The sequence below is a fragment of the Algoriphagus mannitolivorans DSM 15301 genome (assembly GCF_000429425.1).
Taxonomy (GTDB): Bacteria; Bacteroidota; Bacteroidia; order Cytophagales; family Cyclobacteriaceae; genus Algoriphagus; species Algoriphagus mannitolivorans.
The window spans coordinates 286,931-304,308 of record NZ_AUBV01000004.1 but is presented as its reverse complement, the minus strand read 5'-3'; the positions used below and the strand labels follow the sequence as shown (position 1 = coordinate 304,308).

Here is a 17,378-nt window from a genome sequence, read left to right as displayed (position 1 = left end):
AAAGGGTCATGAATGGTTTGGCTCCTTCGGGGCTACTTGAAATTCTTTGAAAATTTTGACCTCATAAGTCTTATTCTGCTTTCCTTTTGGTGCTGGTACAATTCCGGATGTATAAAAAATAGAAATGCCAGAAATAAAACAGCCTGTTCAAGATAAATCTACTTGAACAGGCTGAAGGATTAGTGGGAGAAAAGCTTATACGAAAGCGATAAACACCAGCCAGACCAAGAATAGGATAGGCAACAAAATCGGAAGTGTAAACCGGATGATGTAACCGAAGAAAGAAGGCATTTTGATTCCGCTTTGCTCGGCGATGGATTTCACCATGAAGTTTGGACCATTTCCGATATAAGTCATTGCACCGAAGAATACCGAGGCAATGGAAATCGCCAACAACTGGAAAGTAGTGTCAGAATTATTCATCGTATTGGCGGCAAACTCCCGTACTTCTGCGATGTTTCCAATATCGGCTCCCTCTGAAGCCATAGCAGCGGCCAGGAAGTTCAGATAAGTCGGCGCATTATCCAAAACTGCCGAAAGGGTGCCTGTTCCCCAATAAAGGGTATTGACTGTAATCAACTCGGCACCTTCAGGGGATTTGGCAAAGTTTCCGACCAATTCCAAAGCTGGCATCATCGTCCCGAAGATCCCGATAAAGATAAAGGCCACTTCCCGGATCGGCTCAAAGTTGAACTCATTGCCTTTTAGGGCTCTTTGATCTGCAAACTTGTAAGAAAAGAATGCCACAGAAAGCATGATAATTTCCCGAAGGAAAGAGAACTTCTGTCCGTCGTATTCAATCGCCGGTACGCCTTCGATGACATTGGGGTCAAGAAATACTGCACAGATCACCACGAATAGCCAGCCGAAGTTTTTCGTACCGATCATGGTGAATTTGTTGGTATAAGTGATCTCTTCCTCGAACTCGTCCTCTCCTGCTTTGCCGAATTTTTTGTCCACGAAATAGAACAAAATCGCCAACAAGGTCAGCGCCATAGCCCAAGCCGGCCAGTTATGCTCAATCGTCCAGAAGAATGGCACACCTTTCAGAAATCCCAGGAACAAAGGCGGATCACCGATTGGCGTCAAGGAGCCTCCCACGTTGCTGACCATCAGGATGAAAAATACAATATGGTAGGGTTGAATATTGGCTTTGTTTAATCGGATAAAAGGCCGGATCAAGAGCATGGAAGCACCGGTGGTACCGATTAGATTTGAAATCACAGCTCCGATCAAGAGCAAAGCCACATTGGCTACTGGCGTGGATTTTTTATCGATTTCGATCAAAATCCCACCGGAAGCCACATACAAAGAGGCCAAAAGCGCAATGAATTGGACGTACTCAGCCAGAGCATGTACCGGAGCGTGGACATTATTCAGAGCAAAGAGGTAATACAAAACCACCAAAACGGAGAATCCTACTGCGATTTTGGGATAGTTGTGGTGCCAGAAATGCTCGTAGAACAAAGGTCCTGTAGCGATCATCAGCAACAAAGTGATGAAAGGAATGACTAGCCAAGCCGGTGCGGAATGCCCGTGAGCATCGTCAGCATGGGAATCCAATTCTAAAGACGCATCGTGTCCGGTATCCAGGGTACTCTGGGCTAATAATTCCTGGGCAGGCTCAAGAGTTTCAGCATAGCTTTCGGAGACTTGGGATAGTCCAAAAAATATTATTCCGAAAAGTATGATAAAACTTACAATAGATTTCTTCATTGGGTCAAATGAGTAAGCAGGGTTTTACTTCACAATAAACATAGAAAATTTTCTATAGGAATTTATTCGGTGAAGCGACCGCTAAACTACGATTTTTGATGGAAACTGTCCAAGAGAAGAAACAATCCCCCTCCTGATTTCACCAAAAGTTAATCTGGAAGGGGGAAATGAAGGCCTGCTTTTACACGAGTTGTGTCAAAGCTATTTTAAAGGACGCTTGAGCAATATTTGTTTTGGAAGGATTTTCTGAAAAAGTCTTTTTCAAGGCTTTTTCAATAGTGGTAGATACATCCGAAAATATCGCTTGGTCGGTGACTTCGGCATTGTCACTCATCAGATAGGCAAATACTCTCGCCATACCACAGTTGGCAATGAAGTCAGGAATCACGGATATCCGAGCATCTGCCCATACTCCTGTCGGCCCGAAGAAGATTTCAGGATCTGCAAACGGAACATTGGCACCGCAGGAGATTACTTCCAATCCTGCTTGATGCATTCTTGCCACCTGATCTTGGGTGATCAGTCTGGAAGCTGCTGCAGGAATAAAGATTTCACTTTTGATATCCCAGATTTTGGCATTGATCTCCTCAAAAGGAATCAAATTCTCTGCGACCAATTTGTTTCCCTCTCTTTTGAGAAACAATTCCCGGATTTCGTCCAAGTTAAAACCTTCCTCTCGGATCAGCCCACCTTCCCGGTCGATAATTCCGACAATTTTCACACCTTCCACTGCCAGGAAGCAGGCTGCTGCAGCCCCTACATTTCCCCAGCCTTGAATTACCGCTCGCTTTCCTTTGAGCTCGCCTCCCCAGATGGCATAGTAATGCTTCACCGCTTCAGCGACCCCGTATCCGGTGATCATATCGGCTACAGTGTATTTTTTGGATCCGTTAGGGGTAAAGTTGGGATCTTCCAATACCTTGGAAACTCCTTGCCGAAGCTGACCTATTTTTCGGATTTTCTGAGGTTCATTGGCTTGAAAGTGACCATTGACGATGCCCTCTTGAGGGTGCCAAAGTCCGTAGGACTCAGTGATAGGGATTACTTCATGGATTTCGTCCACGTTGAGATCACCTCCCGTTCCATAGTAATTTTTCAGAAGAGGCATCACCGCCTTGTACCATCTTTCCAATACGCCGGCTTTGCGGGGATCGGATGGATCAAAGTTAATCCCTGATTTAGCACCGCCGATGGCAGGACCCGAAACAGTAAATTTAACTTCCATGGTTTTGGCCAAGGATTCTACCTCCCGCTTGTCCAAACCTTTGCGCATTCGGGTTCCCCCGCCTGCTGCTCCCCCTCTCAATGAATTGATGACCACCCAGCCTTCCGCCTCGGTCTCACTGTCACTCCATTCAAAAGTTATTTCCGGTTTTTTGTTCTCAAACCGTTTGAGCAATTCCTGCATAATTCTTTGGGTTTATATTCGGACCCAAAAATAGAAAAATAACTTTGCCCTGAAGTGGAGCCAGGGAAAAGAGAATCAAGGGTAAACGGTTCCTCCGCTGCTATCCCGGCTGGCTCCCGTTACTGATGACAGGCTGTTGACTTCTCTCTGGAGTCTCAATATTCCCAAAAAAGCGAAGATCAATGCTTCTTTAAACTCGATTAATTCTGAGCTTGCAGCATATTTTTCCCATTCCTGATGCAGGTAATGGCTTAGTCTTTCCTCAAAAAATTCATGGTAAGCGCCACCGCCGGTGATCAAAATCAGCGGCTTTTCCTGCTGTTTTTCTTCCAGAATAACTTTCCCAATCTGGAAGGCAAAATGCTCGACCAGTGTTCGAAGCACATCCCGGGGTTTGAGATTGCTCTTTCGGATCAAGGGAAGGAAGGATTCTTCGATATCTTCTCTTCCCAATGATTTGGCTCCCTTTTGAATATAAAATGGCAGCTCGTTGAGCTGGGTGAAAAGCGGGAGATTCAATTCCCCTTTTCTGGATTCTTTTCCCCCTTCATCGTAAGCAAGCCCGAGTTTATTGGCTTCGGGATTGAGCAGCATATTAAATGGACTCATGTCAAAGGCCACCCGATTATTGCCTTTTTGAAAGGAGATATTGGAAATTCCTCCGAGATTGATGCAAAAGTCCACCTGAGGAAAAAGTAGCTGATCGCCAATCGGAACCAAAGGAGCTCCTTGTCCCCCCAATTGTACGTCCAGCATTCTGAAATCATTGATCACGGGCAGGCCGCAGGCTGCATGAAGGGCCCAGCCATTTCCGATTTGTTTGCTCAAGCCAAGCTTGGGCTGATGAAAAACGGTATGCCCATGAGAGGCTACGGCAAGGGGTTTTAACTCAAACTCCTCGCAAAACTCCCGAACTTTTTCTCCCATCCATCTTCCAAATTCCACATCTAATAGTGCCAGATCCAAGGCAGGAAGTAGGTGGGAATTGATGAGCTTCTTTCCCAAATAATCTGGAAAAGTATAGGTTTTGGCTTCCTCAATCTCAAATAGCCACTGGTTTTCCTTATTAAAATTCACGAATGCCACATCCAATCCATCACCGGAGGTTCCTGACATAAGTCCGATCATATTATAGGTGTTAGAGGCCATGGGTTAAAGATTGTTAAGTGAGCAAGGATTCTCAAAGATAATTTAAGTGTCAAAAAGTCTTCCTTTCAAATATGTCTATTTTGCACCCTTCATGAGAAATCTGATTATCGACATCGGGAATTCCAGAATCAAATCGGCTGTCTTTGAGCCCAAAGGCTTGGTTGGAGACCATGTTTTCGATTCTTTAGAAACTGCCCTGGAGTTTTGGCAAAACATGGACTTTGACCATTGTTTGGTGAGTTCTGTGAGATTTGAAGAGGAAGACTTACGGAGAGCTTTGCCTTTCGATTTTCTTTTTCTGAATCACTCCACCCCTCTTCCCATCCTTAATGGCTATGCGACTCCCAAGTCCCTGGGCTTAGACCGGATTGCAGCAGCAATTGGGGCTTGGCAAATTGCCGGGAAAGGTCCGGTATTGGCAATTGATCTTGGGAGTTGCGTGACTTATGAGCTGGTAGATGAGCTGTCGATTTATCGGGGAGGAGCCATATCTCCCGGCTTGGACATGAGAGCCAGAGCTATGCATGAATTCACGGCAAAGCTTCCGAGGATTTCCCTGAAAGAAAAGCCGCAAAGTCTGACTGGGGATTCTACCCTCACTTGCATGGAATCCGGTGTCTGGTACGGTCTGGAGTTCGAAATGAAAGGCCAAATCGAGGCTTATCGTATTAAATTTCCTGAAATTCGGGTGTTTCTCTGCGGAGGTGACGCTCAATCTTTTGTTTCAATGGCAAAAGACCACATATTTGTAGTCCAAAATTTGGTCCTGTTTGGATTGAATTGTATTCTAAACCACAATGTTGAGTAAAAAAGGGTTGAAAACTTTGGGTGTCATTTGCACCCTTTTATTATTTAGTAAGGCCTATGGCCAAAACAGTTCCTCGCCTTATAGTGCACTGGGGATCGGGGAATTCAATTATTCCGGACTTACCCAAAATCAGGGTATGGGCGGACTGGGAATCAGCTACGGTACCGGCTGGCAAGCCAATGTTGTGAATCCGGCACTTACTACCCGAAACACCATTTTTAACTTTCAGGTCGCTTTCAATTATGACCGAAATAATGTGGACAACGGCACCGAAAGTTCCTTGGTAGATGGTGGTGGTCTTTCTTACATCGCCATTTCCCTTCCGATCAAATCCGGAAAATTTACCACTGGATTGGGCCTAGGCCAGGTGACAAGTGTAAACTACCGCCTTCAAGTAAAAAGTGAAGTGGACAACTCCAATTTGGAAGCGATTAACTTCCTTCAGGGTGACGGAGGTATTTCGGAAGCTTATCTGAATTTTGGTTGGCTGATTGCCAAAAACCTCAGTATCGGGATGCAAGGTTCCTATTTGTTTGGATCCACCATCCGAACCAATCAGTTGGTAATTTATGATACCGAGAGTAAAGAGGTAGGAAATCCCTCAGAATATTACGAGCGACTGACTGTCTCGGACGTAGGATATAAGGCGGGAATTCATTACCAATTGAAGACTTCTGCTAAAACAAATCTTCATTTGGGCGCCATTTATCAGAAATTCGGGGATGTTAATGGAACCGGATTTGCAAAATTAGCCGGGATTAACCAAGCTAGCGACCCGGATTCCGATGGGGATTTGATTGCGAATAATGTCAAAGGAAGTGTTTACCTCCCTAATCGGGTAGGATTTGGGCTCACTTTCGAGAAAATGAATAAATTCGCGGTTGGTTTGGAAGGTCAATTCCAAGATTTTAATGATTATAGAAATTTCTTTGGCGATCCTTTGAACCTTCAAGCCTCCCAAAAAGTGGGTTTTGGCTTCCAGATTGTCCCTGATTATCTGAACTTTGACAACATTCTCATGAGGTCAACCTACCGCTTTGGTATAGAATATCTTCAGACTCCATACATGTTAAATAATACTAACATCAATGATCTTGGCATCAACCTTGGAACATCTATTCCTGTGAACAACTTGTCTCTATTAAATCTGGCAGTGAAAGTAGGCAGAAGGGGGACTCTGGATAATGGCCTAATCCGAGAATCTTATGTCAATTTCACACTTGGATTTTCACTGAACGACAATAGCTGGTTCTACAAAAGAGTATTTGAGTAAACCTTTATTACCAAAAAACTATTAACCAATCATAAGAACACCTGATTATCCATCTGCAACCGATTAAAACCTTACAGATATGAAACTTAAATCAACTCTTCTTGCTCTAGGGGCAATCCTTATGGCAGGATATGCACAGGCTCAGGACTGGAACTGGCCAGCCGATGCAGCCAAAGAATCCCTAGCCCGGGAGAAAAATGCGGCTTATGTGGACTACATGAAGTCCGATCAGTTTATTGAGGCGACTAAGCCTTTGAACTGGCTATTGGTAAATGTTCCAGAATTGAACGAATCTATCTATATCAATGGGGTGAACATCTACAAGGGTGCAGCTGATGCCACTGAAGATGCAGCCCAGAAGTTGATCTACCAGGATAGCGTAATGAAGGTCTATGAAAAAAGAGGTGAGATCTACAACAATCCTGAAAAATGGATTGAGAACAAAGCCTATTTCGGATACCTGTTCTTCAAGAATGATCCTAAAAGAATTCCAGGAGTAATCGCTGACTTCGACAAAGCGATCGAATTAAATGGAAATATCAACCACCAGTTGGTTGCAGCCTATTTCGATTTGATTTATCGAAACTATGCTTACAACGAAGCTTATACTGGAGAGCAAATCCTTGCACTGTATGACAAGTCCAACGCATTGCTGGACAAGTCTGCCGCAGAAGGTACTGACGTATCTGGTCCTAAGTCTACTTTGGAAACCCTACTAGTTGCAATGGAGCTGATCGATTGTAACTTCATAGAGAAAACAATGGGGCCTAAATTGGCTGCCGATCCATCTAACTTGGACATTGCCAATCAGATCTTCAAGTACTCTGTACAGTACAAGTGCTATTCTTCCAATTCCTTCTTGGCGGCTTTGGAATTGATTGACTCCAATAACCCTACTTTCGCTACTTCTCAGGTAAGAGCAATGCGATATATGGCAGCTGGTGACTTTGCAAAAGCTCAGCCTGTATTGGAAAAAGCCCTGACTTTGGCAGAAAACAACAAACAAAAAGGCGAAATCCAAATGGAATTGGCCAAGATCCATACCAATGCTGGTAGAAAAGCTGCTGCTAGAACTGCGGCAAAAGAAGCCGCTGCTTTGGATGCTGAATTGACTGCCGCTGCTTACTCCCTAATCGGTGACTTATACATGTCGTCTTTCAACGATTGTAAAGGTGGAGAAAGCCGTGCAAAAGATTACTCTGTATTCATTGCAGCCTACAATGCTTACCAAAAAGCTGGTGATTCCAAAGGAATGGGTCAGGCTAGATCCAGATTCCCTTCCAAAGAGGAATTGTTCACCGAAGGTCTACAAGTAGGATCTTCCATCAGCACTGGATGCTGGGTAGGTGAAACTGTAGCCTTGGCGACAAGAGACTAAGCTTAGCTTTAACCATAATAAAAAGGCAGCCTTCGGGTTGCCTTTTTTCGTTTTGAATGCTTCTATCCTATCTTTGTGGAATGTTGCGAAGTGCTTGGAAGAATTTCTGGATTTTGTGCTTGGTCTTCGGCGGGATTTCCTGCCGGGAAAGCATCAGTCCCGATTCCGTTGAAATTTATGATGGCCCCATCAATGAAGCCACGGATATCCTGCTCGTTCAAAGTGATTCGGCAGTACTTCGTTCGGAGATCCGTGCCTCCAAACAGTTGGAATTCAAAAACGGCGACCTCCATTTTCCGGAAGGAATAGAAATCAAGTTCTTTACTGTGCAGGGAGTTTTGGAGACCACCATGCGAGCGGACCGGGGGTTTTTTATCAAAGATGAAAATCTCTACCGAGGCGAAGGAAACGTCCAAATCCAAAACCTGATCAAAGATCAACGGCTACAGACCGAAGAGATTTTTTGGAACCAAGCCCAAAAGAAAATCTATACTGATAAATTTGTCACTATCCAGGAAAAGCAGACGCTTTTCAACGGTACCGGGATGGAGGCAGACGACAGCTTTTCAATATTCCAATTAAAAGAAGTTCGGGACAGCCGTACCCTATTACCCGGAGAAGGACTATGAAGCTAGGAGATGTATTGATTCTGTCCCTTGCCTTGGCATTAATTATCATTGGAATTCATCAGACCATGACTCAAGGTGTGGGCGCGTCCTATGCCATTTTTATGTTTGCGGTAGGCTTGCTATTTTGGTTTCAGCTAAGACGAAATCAAAGTAAACCTGCCCAAAATTCCCCCAAGCCTAACCCCAAAAAGAAGAAAAAAAGCTGATCATGGACAATACTTATCTTTTTTATGTGCTGGTCACTTTGTTGTTCTCTGCCTTTTTCTCCGGGATAGAAATGGCTTATATCTCTGCCAATAAGCTTCAGATCGAGCTTCAGAGCAAGCAAGGCATCCTCTCCGGCCAGATATTAAGCCGCTTTGTCAAAAATCCCGGTCAGTTTATCGGAACCACTCTGATCGGAAATACGATCATGTTGGTGCTATATGGCACTTTTATGGCCTTTCTTTTGGAAGACCCCATTCGAGACATGCTGCCCCCTCCTTTTGCCAACGAAGGAAGTATTCTGATTATTCAGACAGTATTATCAACAATTTTGGTTTTGGTGACTGGAGAGTTTTTGCCGAAAAGTCTTTTTATGCTGAATCCCAACAGCATGCTTCGTTTTTTTGCATTGCCTTTCTGGGGGATCTACCTTTTGATGTATCCTTTGGTCTGGATGATTGTCTGGATGTCCAGGTTCTTTATCACCCACGTCCTAAGGCTGGAATACAATGAGGAAAAGCCTGTTTTCACCATTACTGACCTGAATTCCTTTATTAAGGAGCATTTTCATCAGACCAAAAAAGAAGGAGGAAAAGTCGATATCGATACCAAGATTTTTGACAATGCCGTGGAATTCAAGACTGTCCGCGTTCGTGAATGTATGATTCCCAGAACCGACATTGTTGCCGTGGAGGTGGAAGATTCGATCGAAGATATCCGAAAGGTTTTCGAAGAAAGCGGGCACTCCAAAATTGTGGTCTATCGGGAATCCATTGACGAAGTGATCGGCTATTGCCACCAGTTGGAGCTCTTTAAGAAGCCCAAGACGATTGAAGAAATTCTTACTCCCATCATCATTGCTCCGGAATCAGCCTTGGCAAATGAGTTGTTGATCCAGTTTATTCAGGAAAGAAAAAGTCTGGCCTTGGTGGTGGATGAATTTGGCGGTACCAGTGGGATTGTCTCCATGGAAGATATTATTGAAGAGATTTTTGGGGAAATCGACGACGAATACGACAATGATGATCTGATTGAGCAAAAAATCTCCGAACACGAATATTTATTGAGCTCCCGTCACGAAATCGATTATTTAAATGAAAAGTACGGATGGGAATTGCCGATTGGGGACTTTGAGACATTGGCAGGTTTAATTCTGTCTTTGACCGAAAATCTTCCGAATAAAGGAGAAAACATCACCGTAGGCCGATATACCTTCACGATTGTTTCGAAGCAGGCACACCGGATAGACTCCGTTCGCCTGAAAATCAACGACTCCGACATTTTTTGAGTAGGGGACTTTGTTTCTCATTGATTTTGAATTTCGAGGGTAATGCTATTATTTTGCGACACTTCTAAAAAAGCGTAGTAACAATAATGGCGTTAATTAAGCAAATAAGACAGCGGACAGGTCTCGCAATCGGTGTAATCGCCGGCGGGTTGATTCTATTTCTCCTTGGAGGAGATCTTTTGAGTCCAAATTCCACTTTACTCAACAGCAATAAAAATATTGTTGGGGAGATCGCAGGCGAAGAAATTACTCTGGAAGAGTATTCTTTGAAAGTGGAAGAATTTAAAGCTGCTTTCCAGCAAAGAACAGGCAGAGTTCCAGCAGAGCCTGAAATGGTTTCTGTACGTGAGCAAGCTTGGCAGGCAATGATTGTGGAGCGCGTATTCGACGAGGAATATGAAAAGCTTGGACTGACTGTCTCCAATGCAGAATTGGTGGACATGGTTCAGGGGAAAAATATTGTACCGGAACTTAGAGCTCAATTGGTCAATCCACAGACAGGCCAGTTTGATAAAAACCAGTTGATTTCCTTCCTGCAGTCTTTGGAGACTGCGGATCCTGCACAGCAGGCTTTCTGGGCTCAGCAGGAGAAACTTTTCGCTCAGTCCAGAAAAAGAGTGAAGTATGACAACTTGCTAGCGCTTTCTGAATATGCTACTACTGCAGAGGCAAAAATGGAATACAAAGGAGCGAACTCCATTGCCGACGCTTCTATTCTTTACATTCCTTACTATGTCATTCCTGACGGAGAAGTAAGCATCGCTGACAGCGACTTGAGTTCTTATTTCAACAAGAACAAGGAAAAATTCAAAATCGGAAATTCTGCCAGCATTGAATATGTATCCTTCTCCATTTTGCCTAGCGGACAGGATTCAGCACAAGTAATCGGTGCGATCAATGAATTGACCGCCGAATTGAAGACTACTACTGAAGATTCTGCCTTTGTAAGCAGAAACTCGGAATTGCAGTTTCCTTTCCAAACTTTCGGTCCAGGCGATCAGCTTCCTGCTGGATTGACTACCAATGTGGGAGATATTCAAGAAGGTGAAACTTACGGTCCATTTGTGACTGCAAATTCCAGCTACGTGTCCTACAAAGTCACTGACCAATACCAAGGCACTCCAAAAATGAGAGCCTCTCACATTCTCTTCAGTACGGAAGGAATGGATGATGCTGGAAAAGCATCTGTCAAAGAGCAAGCTGAGAAAGTATTGGCTGAGATCAAAGGTGGATTGGATTTCGCATTGGCAGCCAGACAATATGGTCAGGACGGCACTGCGCAGACAGGTGGAGACTTGGGTTGGTTTGCCAAAGAAGACTTCGTAGAGCCATTTGCAAACGCTACCTACGCGGCAAAATCAGCTGGACTATTGTCCAATGTGGTGGAAACTGAATATGGTTACCACATCATCGAGGTGACAGAAATGCCAAAGTCCACTTACACCAAGCTGGCGATTTTGGAATTGGAATTGGTGGCTTCTGATGCTACCCGTGATGAAGCTTACAGAAATGCGGATTCTTTTGCAGCTGAAAGTGGCAACAGAAACGAATTCACTGAAAATGCTACCGAAAAGGCCTACAGAATTATTCAGGCAAATAACATTGATGCCAGCGCCAGAAATGTCAACAACCTGACCAACGCTAGAAGTGTTGTGATGTGGGCATTTGGTGAAGCTTCAGTAGGTAAGGTCTCTCCGGTATTTGAATTGGATAATTCTTACGTAGTAGCTACTCTGGTTTCCCGAAAAGAAGAGGGCGAAGCGAAGTTGGAAGACGTAAAAGATCAAGTTAGACAGCAAGTTCTAAATGAGAAGAAAGCTGCGATGATCAAAGAAAAAATTGCAGGCAAGGCTACCTTGGAAGAAATGAAAGCGGTCTATGCAGATGCTTCTTTGAATACACTTCCTGATCTTCGATTGAACACCTCTGTTCTTCCAGGAATCGGATTTGCACCAAAAGCTGTAGGAGCGATCTTCGGATTGGGCCAGGCTGGTAAAATCACCCAACCTATTCAGGAAGACATCGGAGTGATTGTGGCAAAATTGAATGCCTATACCCCTGCAGCTGAAATCGGAGATTACACGGCGTATCAGTCTCAGCTTTCTCAAAGTGCAGCACAGAGAATGACCTATCAGATTATGATGGCACTTCAGGATCTGGCAGACGTGAAAGACTACCGATACAAGTTCTACTAAAAGAAATCAAAAAATGAACCCATGTCGAAAGGCATGGGTTTTTTGTTTGATTATAAATTTGAGAGAAAGAAGTAAGTTTGATCATGCAAAAGAAATTTGATAAAGCAGGTTTCAAAGAAAAGCTGGAGGCAGTAGGGCAGTTCCCGATGCTTTATATGTTTAAATTCATCGTACCAAAAGGCCAAGAGCAAGAAATTGCCAAGCTTTTTCCAAAAAACGAAATCAGCCTAAAGCCCAGTAGCGGAGGAAAATATGTGAGCACCACCATTCAGATGATGGTGGACAGCTCAGATCAAATTATGGACATCTATGAGCAAGCCTCCTCCATTGAGGGAGTGATTGCTCTATAAACTTTACTTGGATATGTGGAAAGAAGAGAATAACCGTTTGAAAAGGACTTTCAAATTTGGAGACTTTCAGGAGGCATTTGCCTTCATGACGCGAGTGGCATTTTTGGCAGAAGCCCATAATCATCATCCCAATTGGAGCAATGTGTACAATCAGGTAGAAATCGAACTGACCACCCACGACGCCGGAAATACTGTCACTGAAAAAGACCGCAAATTAGCCAAAGCGATAGATCAGATTCTGAAATGAGCGAATCTCCCATCAGTCTATTTCTTGTTCCTACTCCCATTGGTAATCTTAAGGACATAACGCTAAGGGCGATTGAAACCCTGAAGTCTGTGGATGTTATTCTGGCTGAAGACACACGGACCACCGGGATTCTTTTGAAGCATTTGGAGATCTCCAGGCCTTTGCAGAGCTACCATATTTTCAACGAACATAAGGCCGTAGAAAAACTGGTAGATAGGATGAAAAATGGGGAGGTTTTTGCCTTAGTCAGTGATGCCGGCACCCCGGCAATTTCAGATCCGGGCTTTTTGCTGGTTCGTGAGGTCTTGGCTTCCGGACTGGATGTACAATGTCTCCCCGGCCCCACAGCCTTTGTTCCTGCTTTGGTCAACAGTGGCTTGCCCAATGACCGTTTTGTTTTTGAAGGTTTTCTCCCGCACAAAAAAGGAAGAAAAACTCGGATTGATTCCTTGATGCTGGAAACCAGAACAATGATTTTTTATGAATCCCCTCATCGCCTGATGAAGACGCTGGAGCAGTTTGCGGAAGCCTTTGGGGAAGAGCGCCAAGCCTGTGTCTCAAGAGAGCTTACCAAGCTCCATGAAGAAAATGTTCGGGGAACTTTGAAAGAATTAATTGAATATTATCAAAATAATCCGCTAAAAGGAGAAATTGTTCTTATTCTTGCAGGAGCAAATGAAAAACTAAAAGAGAAGGATCAGGAGAAGGAATGGAAGAAGGAGAAGAAATACAAGTAGGCATTTTAGCTTTTCATTTGAGGACTTTCCCTTTAATCAACCCATAATTTTTACCCATTCATGATTTCCAAAACAGAACTAGCCGATTTACTAGGGCAAACTCAAATGATCGCCAAGGAAGTGGGAGCCTTTATCCGTAAGGAAAGAACTCACTTCGATGTGGAAAAAGTCGAACACAAGGGCTTCAATGACTTAGTCTCCTATGTGGACAAAGAGGCTGAGCTGAAAATTGTAAATGCTCTGAGTAAGATTTTGCCAGAGGCGGGATTCATTACAGAGGAAGGCACCAGCACCAATCAAAAGGAAGTGTACAACTGGGTGATTGATCCATTGGATGGAACCACCAATTTCATTCATGGCATTCCTGTTTTTGCGGTGAGCATCGCTTTGATGGAAAAGGATCAAGTTGTCTTGGGCGTGGTCTATGAGATCAACAGGCACGAGTGTTTTTATGCCATGAAGGGTGAAGGTGCATTCTGTAATGACACACGCATCAAAGTCAGTAAAGCTCCAGATCTATCCGCATCCCTCGTGGCTACCGGATTTCCCTATTACAATTTTGAACTGATAGACCGATATCTCAATAGCATGAAGTCTTTGATGCAAAAAACCCATGGGTTGAGAAGAATGGGTTCAGCAGCAGTGGATTTAGTCTATGTGGCTTCAGGTCGTACAGAAGGATTTTTTGAATACAACCTGAATTCCTACGATGTGGCAGCCGGAGCCTTGATCGTCCAAGAGGCAGGAGGGGTAGTTACGGACTTTTCAGGAGGAGATGATTATATTTTCGGGAGAAAAATCGTGGCCAGCAATGGGCATATTCATGGAGAGTTTTTGAAGGTTTTGGCCGAGTTCTGGAATTAAATTAGCCCAATAGAATATACCAAATGGCCAAAGTGGCAGCTGAAATCGGCATGCCCAATCCTGATAACAAAGTTGCCAAGCGGGGCTGAAGCCCAAATTGGATCGCAATGATTGAGCCGGTAATCATTGGGGCCATTCCGCTTTCGAGGACTGTTACTTTAAATTCCAGAGAATTCCTGTCCAAAAACTGGACATAAACCAACCATACTACCAAAGGCGCTAAAATCAAACGGTATCCCATCCCATACCAAAAGAACTTGGAGGTAATGGATTGGATGTCCGGGGAAAAGCGAAGCCCAATGACCAATAGAGCCATGGGAGGCATAGTTTTCCCGATCCACTGTAAGGCTGGAATCAAAATCTCGGGAGTTGGAATTTTAAATAGACTCATCAACAAAGTCCCAACCAAAAACCCAAATGGAGGGAATTTTAAGATTTTCAAGGGGACTTTGGTTAGGCTTTCACTATGATCACCATAGATAGAGCCTACGAGAATTGAAAGCGAGGATACCAGTAGAAAAGAGCCACCCTGATCAATCAACAAGGCGATGGGAAGCCCTTCTTTTCCATACAATCCTTCCACAACAGGGAAGCCTAAAAATGAGGTATTGGCAAGGCCGGACACGATGATCAGGCAACCTGTGACATTGGATCCCCAGTTGAATTTTTTACCTAAAAGTCCGAAAATCAACCAAGAAAGCAGGAAAGTAAACCAGGCTGCCGAAATGGGAATCAACAGACTCCAGCTGGGGTTGATTTCAGGGATATAGAGCAAAGCCAAAGCCGGCAAAACAATATTGATCAAATACCACTGTACCCAGTTGGCTGCCTTGCTGGCCGAAAACTTGGGGACCTTTTGCAGGAATATTCCCAAAAAAAGACAGGCAATCGCAATCACAGCTCCATACATATTCGAATATTCTTATTCTTTATTTGTTTTAACATAAAATTAATTTTGTTTCTTTGCAGAAGCTTGATAATCAGTATACTTTTGAACAAATAAACTTTATGCGAATGGCTAAACTTATACCTATTTTTATTGAAGGCAAAAAGTGGGTGCAATTATCCCAGCTCAGCAGTGAACAAGCACAGTCCCTGAAATCTTGGCTGCCGGTAAATTGTCTGAAAAAGATTTTGTTTCAAGGAATCGAATTGACTGATTGCTTGGATTTTGAAACCTATGAATTATGGTTTAGAACCCGTCAGGTGGTCGATCAAAGACAACCCTTACTGGATTTTTAATCCAGCCCGAAGTTTTTTCGCTTCTCTTCAAAGTATTTTTTCAGTTCAGGATAAAATGGGCTCTCTGCCTCCGGAATCCCGTCCAATACCATAGCCATGTTGCCTTCCTGAAGATCTTGATTGACCTGCATCCCTTCGATCAGGTAGGTAAGTTCGTCAAAGCTCAGGGGCTCCCAGCTGCTTCCAGGATAAAGCACATATTCATTTCCGTAAAAATCCACCACCTCATAATGGATCTTACCATCCAATTGATGGGCATAAATGCTGATCTGCTCTCCCCATTGACTTTCAGGGAAATTCAGCCTCACCAATAAAATCGAGGTTACCCCATCGGAAAAATAACTTTCAGGCCGGAATTTGAAATCATACATGTCCAAATTTAGTGGGATAATGCTTTTTCCTCCTACCAAAATTTGCTTTTTGAGATAATATGAGAAACCTGCCGGAGGTTATATCAGATTATCCAGCCCCTCACTCAGCTTTAATTCAGCTTTTCATTTTTCATTTGAAAGCTATCTTTTTCCACATTGGATAATAGGGACTTTCAGGCTATTTTTGGACTCCTTTAGAATGGGCTATCAAAATCGCCCTATTGATTTTATTGCTTTCAAACCCCTGATTATGAAAAGAGACTCGCTTGTTTTTGACTTGATTGGCAAAGAAGAAGACAGACAAAGAAGAGGAATCGAACTGATTGCCTCTGAGAATTTCACTTCCAAGCAAGTCATGGAGGCTGCAGGCAGCGTCCTGACCAATAAATACGCAGAAGGACTTCCAGGCAAGCGCTACTATGGTGGCTGCGAGGTAGTGGATGAGATTGAGCAAATTGCCATCGACCGTGCCAAGAAGTTGTTTGGAGCCACTTGGGCTAACGTTCAGCCACACTCTGGAGCTCAGGCAAACGCAGCCGTAATGCTGGCCTGTCTGAAGCCTGGAGATTCAATTTTGGGATTTGATCTTTCCCATGGGGGTCACTTGACTCATGGTTCTCCCGTAAACTTCTCAGGCAAGCTGTATCAGGCTAATTTTTATGGAGTAGAAGAAGAGACTGGAATGATCGATTACGATAAAGTTGAGGAAAAAGCCTTAGCCATTCGTCCCAAAATGATCATCTGCGGAGCTTCTGCTTATTCCCGGGATTGGGATTATGAGAGACTGAGAGAAATTGCTGACGAAGTGGATGCGATTTTGCTGGCGGATATTTCCCACCCATCTGGGTTGATTGCCAGAGGTTTGCTCAACGATCCCTTGGAGCATTGTCATATTGTGACCACGACTACTCACAAAACCTTGAGAGGCCCAAGAGGCGGTTTGATCATGATGCGTGAAGATTTTGATAATCCTTGGGGTCTGACCACTCCAAAAGGAGAAATCAGAAAGATGTCTTCCCTTTTGGATATGGGAGTATTTCCAGGTACTCAAGGCGGTCCATTGGAGCACATTATCGCTGCTAAGGCAGTAGCTTTTGAAGAGGCCCTTTCTGATGAATACATGGATTATGTGCTTCAGGTAAAAAGAAATGCATCCGTAATGGCACAAGAGTTCGTATCTCGTGGATACCAGATCATTTCTGGTGGAACAGACAATCACCTGATGCTGATAGACCTGAGAAATAAAGAACTGACCGGAAAACTTGCTGAGGAAACTTTGGGCAAAGTGGATATCACCATCAATAAAAACATGGTTCCATTCGATACCAAATCTCCTTTTGTGACCTCCGGTATGCGCTTGGGTACTCCAGCGGTGACGACTCGCGGTCTGAAGGAAGAAGATATGGTCAAAATTGTAGGTTTGATCGATCGAGCTTTGCAAAACCATTCCAACGAAGACGAGTTGGCTAAAATCAAGGCAGAAGTAAATGCCTGGATGGTTCAATTTCCCCTATACTAA

18 protein-coding genes are annotated in these 17,378 nt (G+C 43.9%); 13 read left to right on the top strand and 5 right to left on the bottom strand.

Features of this window, described 5'->3' with window-relative positions; translation table 11 throughout:
• Positions 1 to 195: 195 nt before the first annotated feature.
• From G458_RS0103930 to G458_RS0103920, 3 genes are all read right to left on the bottom strand, one after another.
• Entirely contained in the window at positions 196 to 1,716 is a 1,521-nt protein-coding gene (locus G458_RS0103930) for a sodium:proton antiporter (RefSeq protein WP_026950756.1), read from the bottom strand.
• A gap of 181 nt (positions 1,717 to 1,897) precedes the next feature.
• Positions 1,898 to 3,124: a Glu/Leu/Phe/Val dehydrogenase dimerization domain-containing protein gene (locus G458_RS0103925; protein WP_026950755.1), complete on the bottom strand. Its 1,227-nt coding sequence runs from the start codon at positions 3,122 to 3,124 to the stop codon at positions 1,898 to 1,900.
• 75 nt (positions 3,125 to 3,199) lie between these two features.
• Positions 3,200 to 4,273, bottom strand: coding sequence for an anhydro-N-acetylmuramic acid kinase (locus G458_RS0103920; RefSeq protein ID WP_026950754.1), 1,074 nt, complete (start codon positions 4,271 to 4,273; stop codon positions 3,200 to 3,202).
• Between the two features lie 91 nt (positions 4,274 to 4,364).
• Between G458_RS0103920 and G458_RS0103915 the strand changes: the two genes are divergently transcribed.
• From G458_RS0103915 to G458_RS0103865, 11 genes are all read left to right on the top strand, one after another.
• Positions 4,365 to 5,081: a type III pantothenate kinase gene (locus tag G458_RS0103915; protein WP_026950753.1), complete on the top strand. Its 717-nt coding sequence runs from the start codon at positions 4,365 to 4,367 to the stop codon at positions 5,079 to 5,081.
• The gene (locus G458_RS0103910) at positions 5,071 to 6,354 is read left to right on the top strand and encodes a hypothetical protein (protein ID WP_026950752.1); all 1,284 of its coding nucleotides are present in this window, start codon (positions 5,071 to 5,073) and stop codon (positions 6,352 to 6,354) included. Before G458_RS0103915 ends, G458_RS0103910 begins: the two co-directional genes overlap by 11 nt.
• A gap of 79 nt (positions 6,355 to 6,433) precedes the next feature.
• Positions 6,434 to 7,732, top strand: a complete 1,299-nt coding sequence (locus G458_RS0103905; protein ID WP_026950751.1) for a hypothetical protein — start codon at positions 6,434 to 6,436, stop codon at positions 7,730 to 7,732.
• Positions 7,733 to 7,812: 80 nt separating this feature from the next.
• Positions 7,813 to 8,361 carry an LPS export ABC transporter periplasmic protein LptC gene (gene lptC / locus G458_RS0103900; protein ID WP_026950750.1) on the top strand — a complete coding sequence of 183 codons (549 nt, stop codon included), beginning with the start codon at positions 7,813 to 7,815 and terminating at the stop codon, positions 8,359 to 8,361.
• Complete coding sequence (locus G458_RS0103895; protein ID WP_026950749.1) at positions 8,358 to 8,567, top strand: hypothetical protein; 210 nt, start codon at positions 8,358 to 8,360, stop codon at positions 8,565 to 8,567. Before lptC ends, G458_RS0103895 begins: the two co-directional genes overlap by 4 nt.
• A gap of 2 nt (positions 8,568 to 8,569) precedes the next feature.
• Positions 8,570 to 9,853 carry a hemolysin family protein gene (locus tag G458_RS0103890; RefSeq protein WP_026950748.1) on the top strand — a complete coding sequence of 428 codons (1,284 nt, stop codon included), beginning with the start codon at positions 8,570 to 8,572 and terminating at the stop codon, positions 9,851 to 9,853.
• Between the two features lie 86 nt (positions 9,854 to 9,939).
• On the top strand, positions 9,940 to 12,048 hold the full coding sequence (locus G458_RS0103885) for a peptidylprolyl isomerase (protein WP_026950747.1): 2,109 nt from the start codon (positions 9,940 to 9,942) through the stop codon (positions 12,046 to 12,048).
• 83 nt (positions 12,049 to 12,131) lie between these two features.
• Positions 12,132 to 12,398 carry a DUF493 domain-containing protein gene (locus G458_RS0103880; RefSeq protein WP_026950746.1) on the top strand — a complete coding sequence of 89 codons (267 nt, stop codon included), beginning with the start codon at positions 12,132 to 12,134 and terminating at the stop codon, positions 12,396 to 12,398.
• Between the two features lie 13 nt (positions 12,399 to 12,411).
• Complete coding sequence (locus tag G458_RS0103875) at positions 12,412 to 12,645, top strand: 4a-hydroxytetrahydrobiopterin dehydratase (RefSeq protein ID WP_026950745.1); 234 nt, start codon at positions 12,412 to 12,414, stop codon at positions 12,643 to 12,645.
• Positions 12,642 to 13,382, top strand: a complete 741-nt coding sequence (rsmI, locus tag G458_RS0103870; RefSeq protein ID WP_035467698.1) for a 16S rRNA (cytidine(1402)-2'-O)-methyltransferase — start codon at positions 12,642 to 12,644, stop codon at positions 13,380 to 13,382. Before G458_RS0103875 ends, rsmI begins: the two co-directional genes overlap by 4 nt.
• 60 nt (positions 13,383 to 13,442) lie before the next feature.
• The gene (locus G458_RS0103865) at positions 13,443 to 14,246 is read left to right on the top strand and encodes an inositol monophosphatase family protein (RefSeq protein ID WP_026950743.1); all 804 of its coding nucleotides are present in this window, start codon (positions 13,443 to 13,445) and stop codon (positions 14,244 to 14,246) included.
• Between the two features lies 1 nt (position 14,247).
• On the opposite strand, the gene G458_RS0103860 is transcribed toward G458_RS0103865, so the two are convergent.
• A complete protein-coding gene (locus G458_RS0103860) occupies positions 14,248 to 15,156 on the bottom strand; it encodes an AEC family transporter (protein ID WP_026950742.1) in 909 nt (302 codons plus the stop codon).
• Between the two features lie 104 nt (positions 15,157 to 15,260).
• Here G458_RS0103860 and G458_RS0103855 point away from each other — a divergent pair, with 104 nt between their 5' ends.
• Positions 15,261 to 15,488, top strand: coding sequence for a hypothetical protein (locus tag G458_RS0103855; RefSeq protein WP_026950741.1), 228 nt, complete (start codon positions 15,261 to 15,263; stop codon positions 15,486 to 15,488).
• Here the strand turns inward: G458_RS0103855 and G458_RS0103850 are convergent.
• Positions 15,485 to 15,859 carry a hypothetical protein gene (locus G458_RS0103850; RefSeq protein ID WP_026950740.1) on the bottom strand — a complete coding sequence of 125 codons (375 nt, stop codon included), beginning with the start codon at positions 15,857 to 15,859 and terminating at the stop codon, positions 15,485 to 15,487. The two genes, G458_RS0103855 and G458_RS0103850, sit on opposite strands and share 4 nt — an antisense overlap.
• 250 nt (positions 15,860 to 16,109) lie before the next feature.
• On the opposite strand from G458_RS0103850, the gene glyA reads away from it, so the two are divergent.
• Positions 16,110 to 17,378 (top strand): serine hydroxymethyltransferase, encoded by a 1,269-nt coding sequence (gene glyA, locus G458_RS0103840; protein WP_026950739.1) that lies wholly within the window; start codon positions 16,110 to 16,112, stop codon positions 17,376 to 17,378.

What these genes read in the sequence shown, in the direction of transcription:
- G458_RS0103930 (WP_026950756.1), bottom strand. Translation starts at nt 1,716, where the DNA reads ATGAAGAAATCTATTGTAAGTTTTATCATACTTTTCGGAATAATATTT.
- G458_RS0103925 (WP_026950755.1), bottom strand. Translation starts at nt 3,124, where the DNA reads ATGCAGGAATTGCTCAAACGGTTTGAGAACAAAAAACCGGAAATAACT.
- G458_RS0103920 (WP_026950754.1), bottom strand. Translation starts at nt 4,273, where the DNA reads ATGGCCTCTAACACCTATAATATGATCGGACTTATGTCAGGAACCTCC.
- G458_RS0103915 (WP_026950753.1), top strand. Translation starts at nt 4,365, where the DNA reads ATGAGAAATCTGATTATCGACATCGGGAATTCCAGAATCAAATCGGCT.
- G458_RS0103910 (WP_026950752.1), top strand. Translation starts at nt 5,071, where the DNA reads ATGTTGAGTAAAAAAGGGTTGAAAACTTTGGGTGTCATTTGCACCCTT.
- G458_RS0103905 (WP_026950751.1), top strand. Translation starts at nt 6,434, where the DNA reads ATGAAACTTAAATCAACTCTTCTTGCTCTAGGGGCAATCCTTATGGCA.
- lptC (WP_026950750.1), top strand. Translation starts at nt 7,813, where the DNA reads ATGTTGCGAAGTGCTTGGAAGAATTTCTGGATTTTGTGCTTGGTCTTC.
- G458_RS0103895 (WP_026950749.1), top strand. Translation starts at nt 8,358, where the DNA reads ATGAAGCTAGGAGATGTATTGATTCTGTCCCTTGCCTTGGCATTAATT.
- G458_RS0103890 (WP_026950748.1), top strand. Translation starts at nt 8,570, where the DNA reads ATGGACAATACTTATCTTTTTTATGTGCTGGTCACTTTGTTGTTCTCT.
- G458_RS0103885 (WP_026950747.1), top strand. Translation starts at nt 9,940, where the DNA reads ATGGCGTTAATTAAGCAAATAAGACAGCGGACAGGTCTCGCAATCGGT.
- G458_RS0103880 (WP_026950746.1), top strand. Translation starts at nt 12,132, where the DNA reads ATGCAAAAGAAATTTGATAAAGCAGGTTTCAAAGAAAAGCTGGAGGCA.
- G458_RS0103875 (WP_026950745.1), top strand. Translation starts at nt 12,412, where the DNA reads ATGTGGAAAGAAGAGAATAACCGTTTGAAAAGGACTTTCAAATTTGGA.
- rsmI (WP_035467698.1), top strand. Translation starts at nt 12,642, where the DNA reads ATGAGCGAATCTCCCATCAGTCTATTTCTTGTTCCTACTCCCATTGGT.
- G458_RS0103865 (WP_026950743.1), top strand. Translation starts at nt 13,443, where the DNA reads ATGATTTCCAAAACAGAACTAGCCGATTTACTAGGGCAAACTCAAATG.
- G458_RS0103860 (WP_026950742.1), bottom strand. Translation starts at nt 15,156, where the DNA reads ATGTATGGAGCTGTGATTGCGATTGCCTGTCTTTTTTTGGGAATATTC.
- G458_RS0103855 (WP_026950741.1), top strand. Translation starts at nt 15,261, where the DNA reads ATGGCTAAACTTATACCTATTTTTATTGAAGGCAAAAAGTGGGTGCAA.
- G458_RS0103850 (WP_026950740.1), bottom strand. Translation starts at nt 15,859, where the DNA reads ATGTATGATTTCAAATTCCGGCCTGAAAGTTATTTTTCCGATGGGGTA.
- glyA (WP_026950739.1), top strand. Translation starts at nt 16,110, where the DNA reads ATGAAAAGAGACTCGCTTGTTTTTGACTTGATTGGCAAAGAAGAAGAC.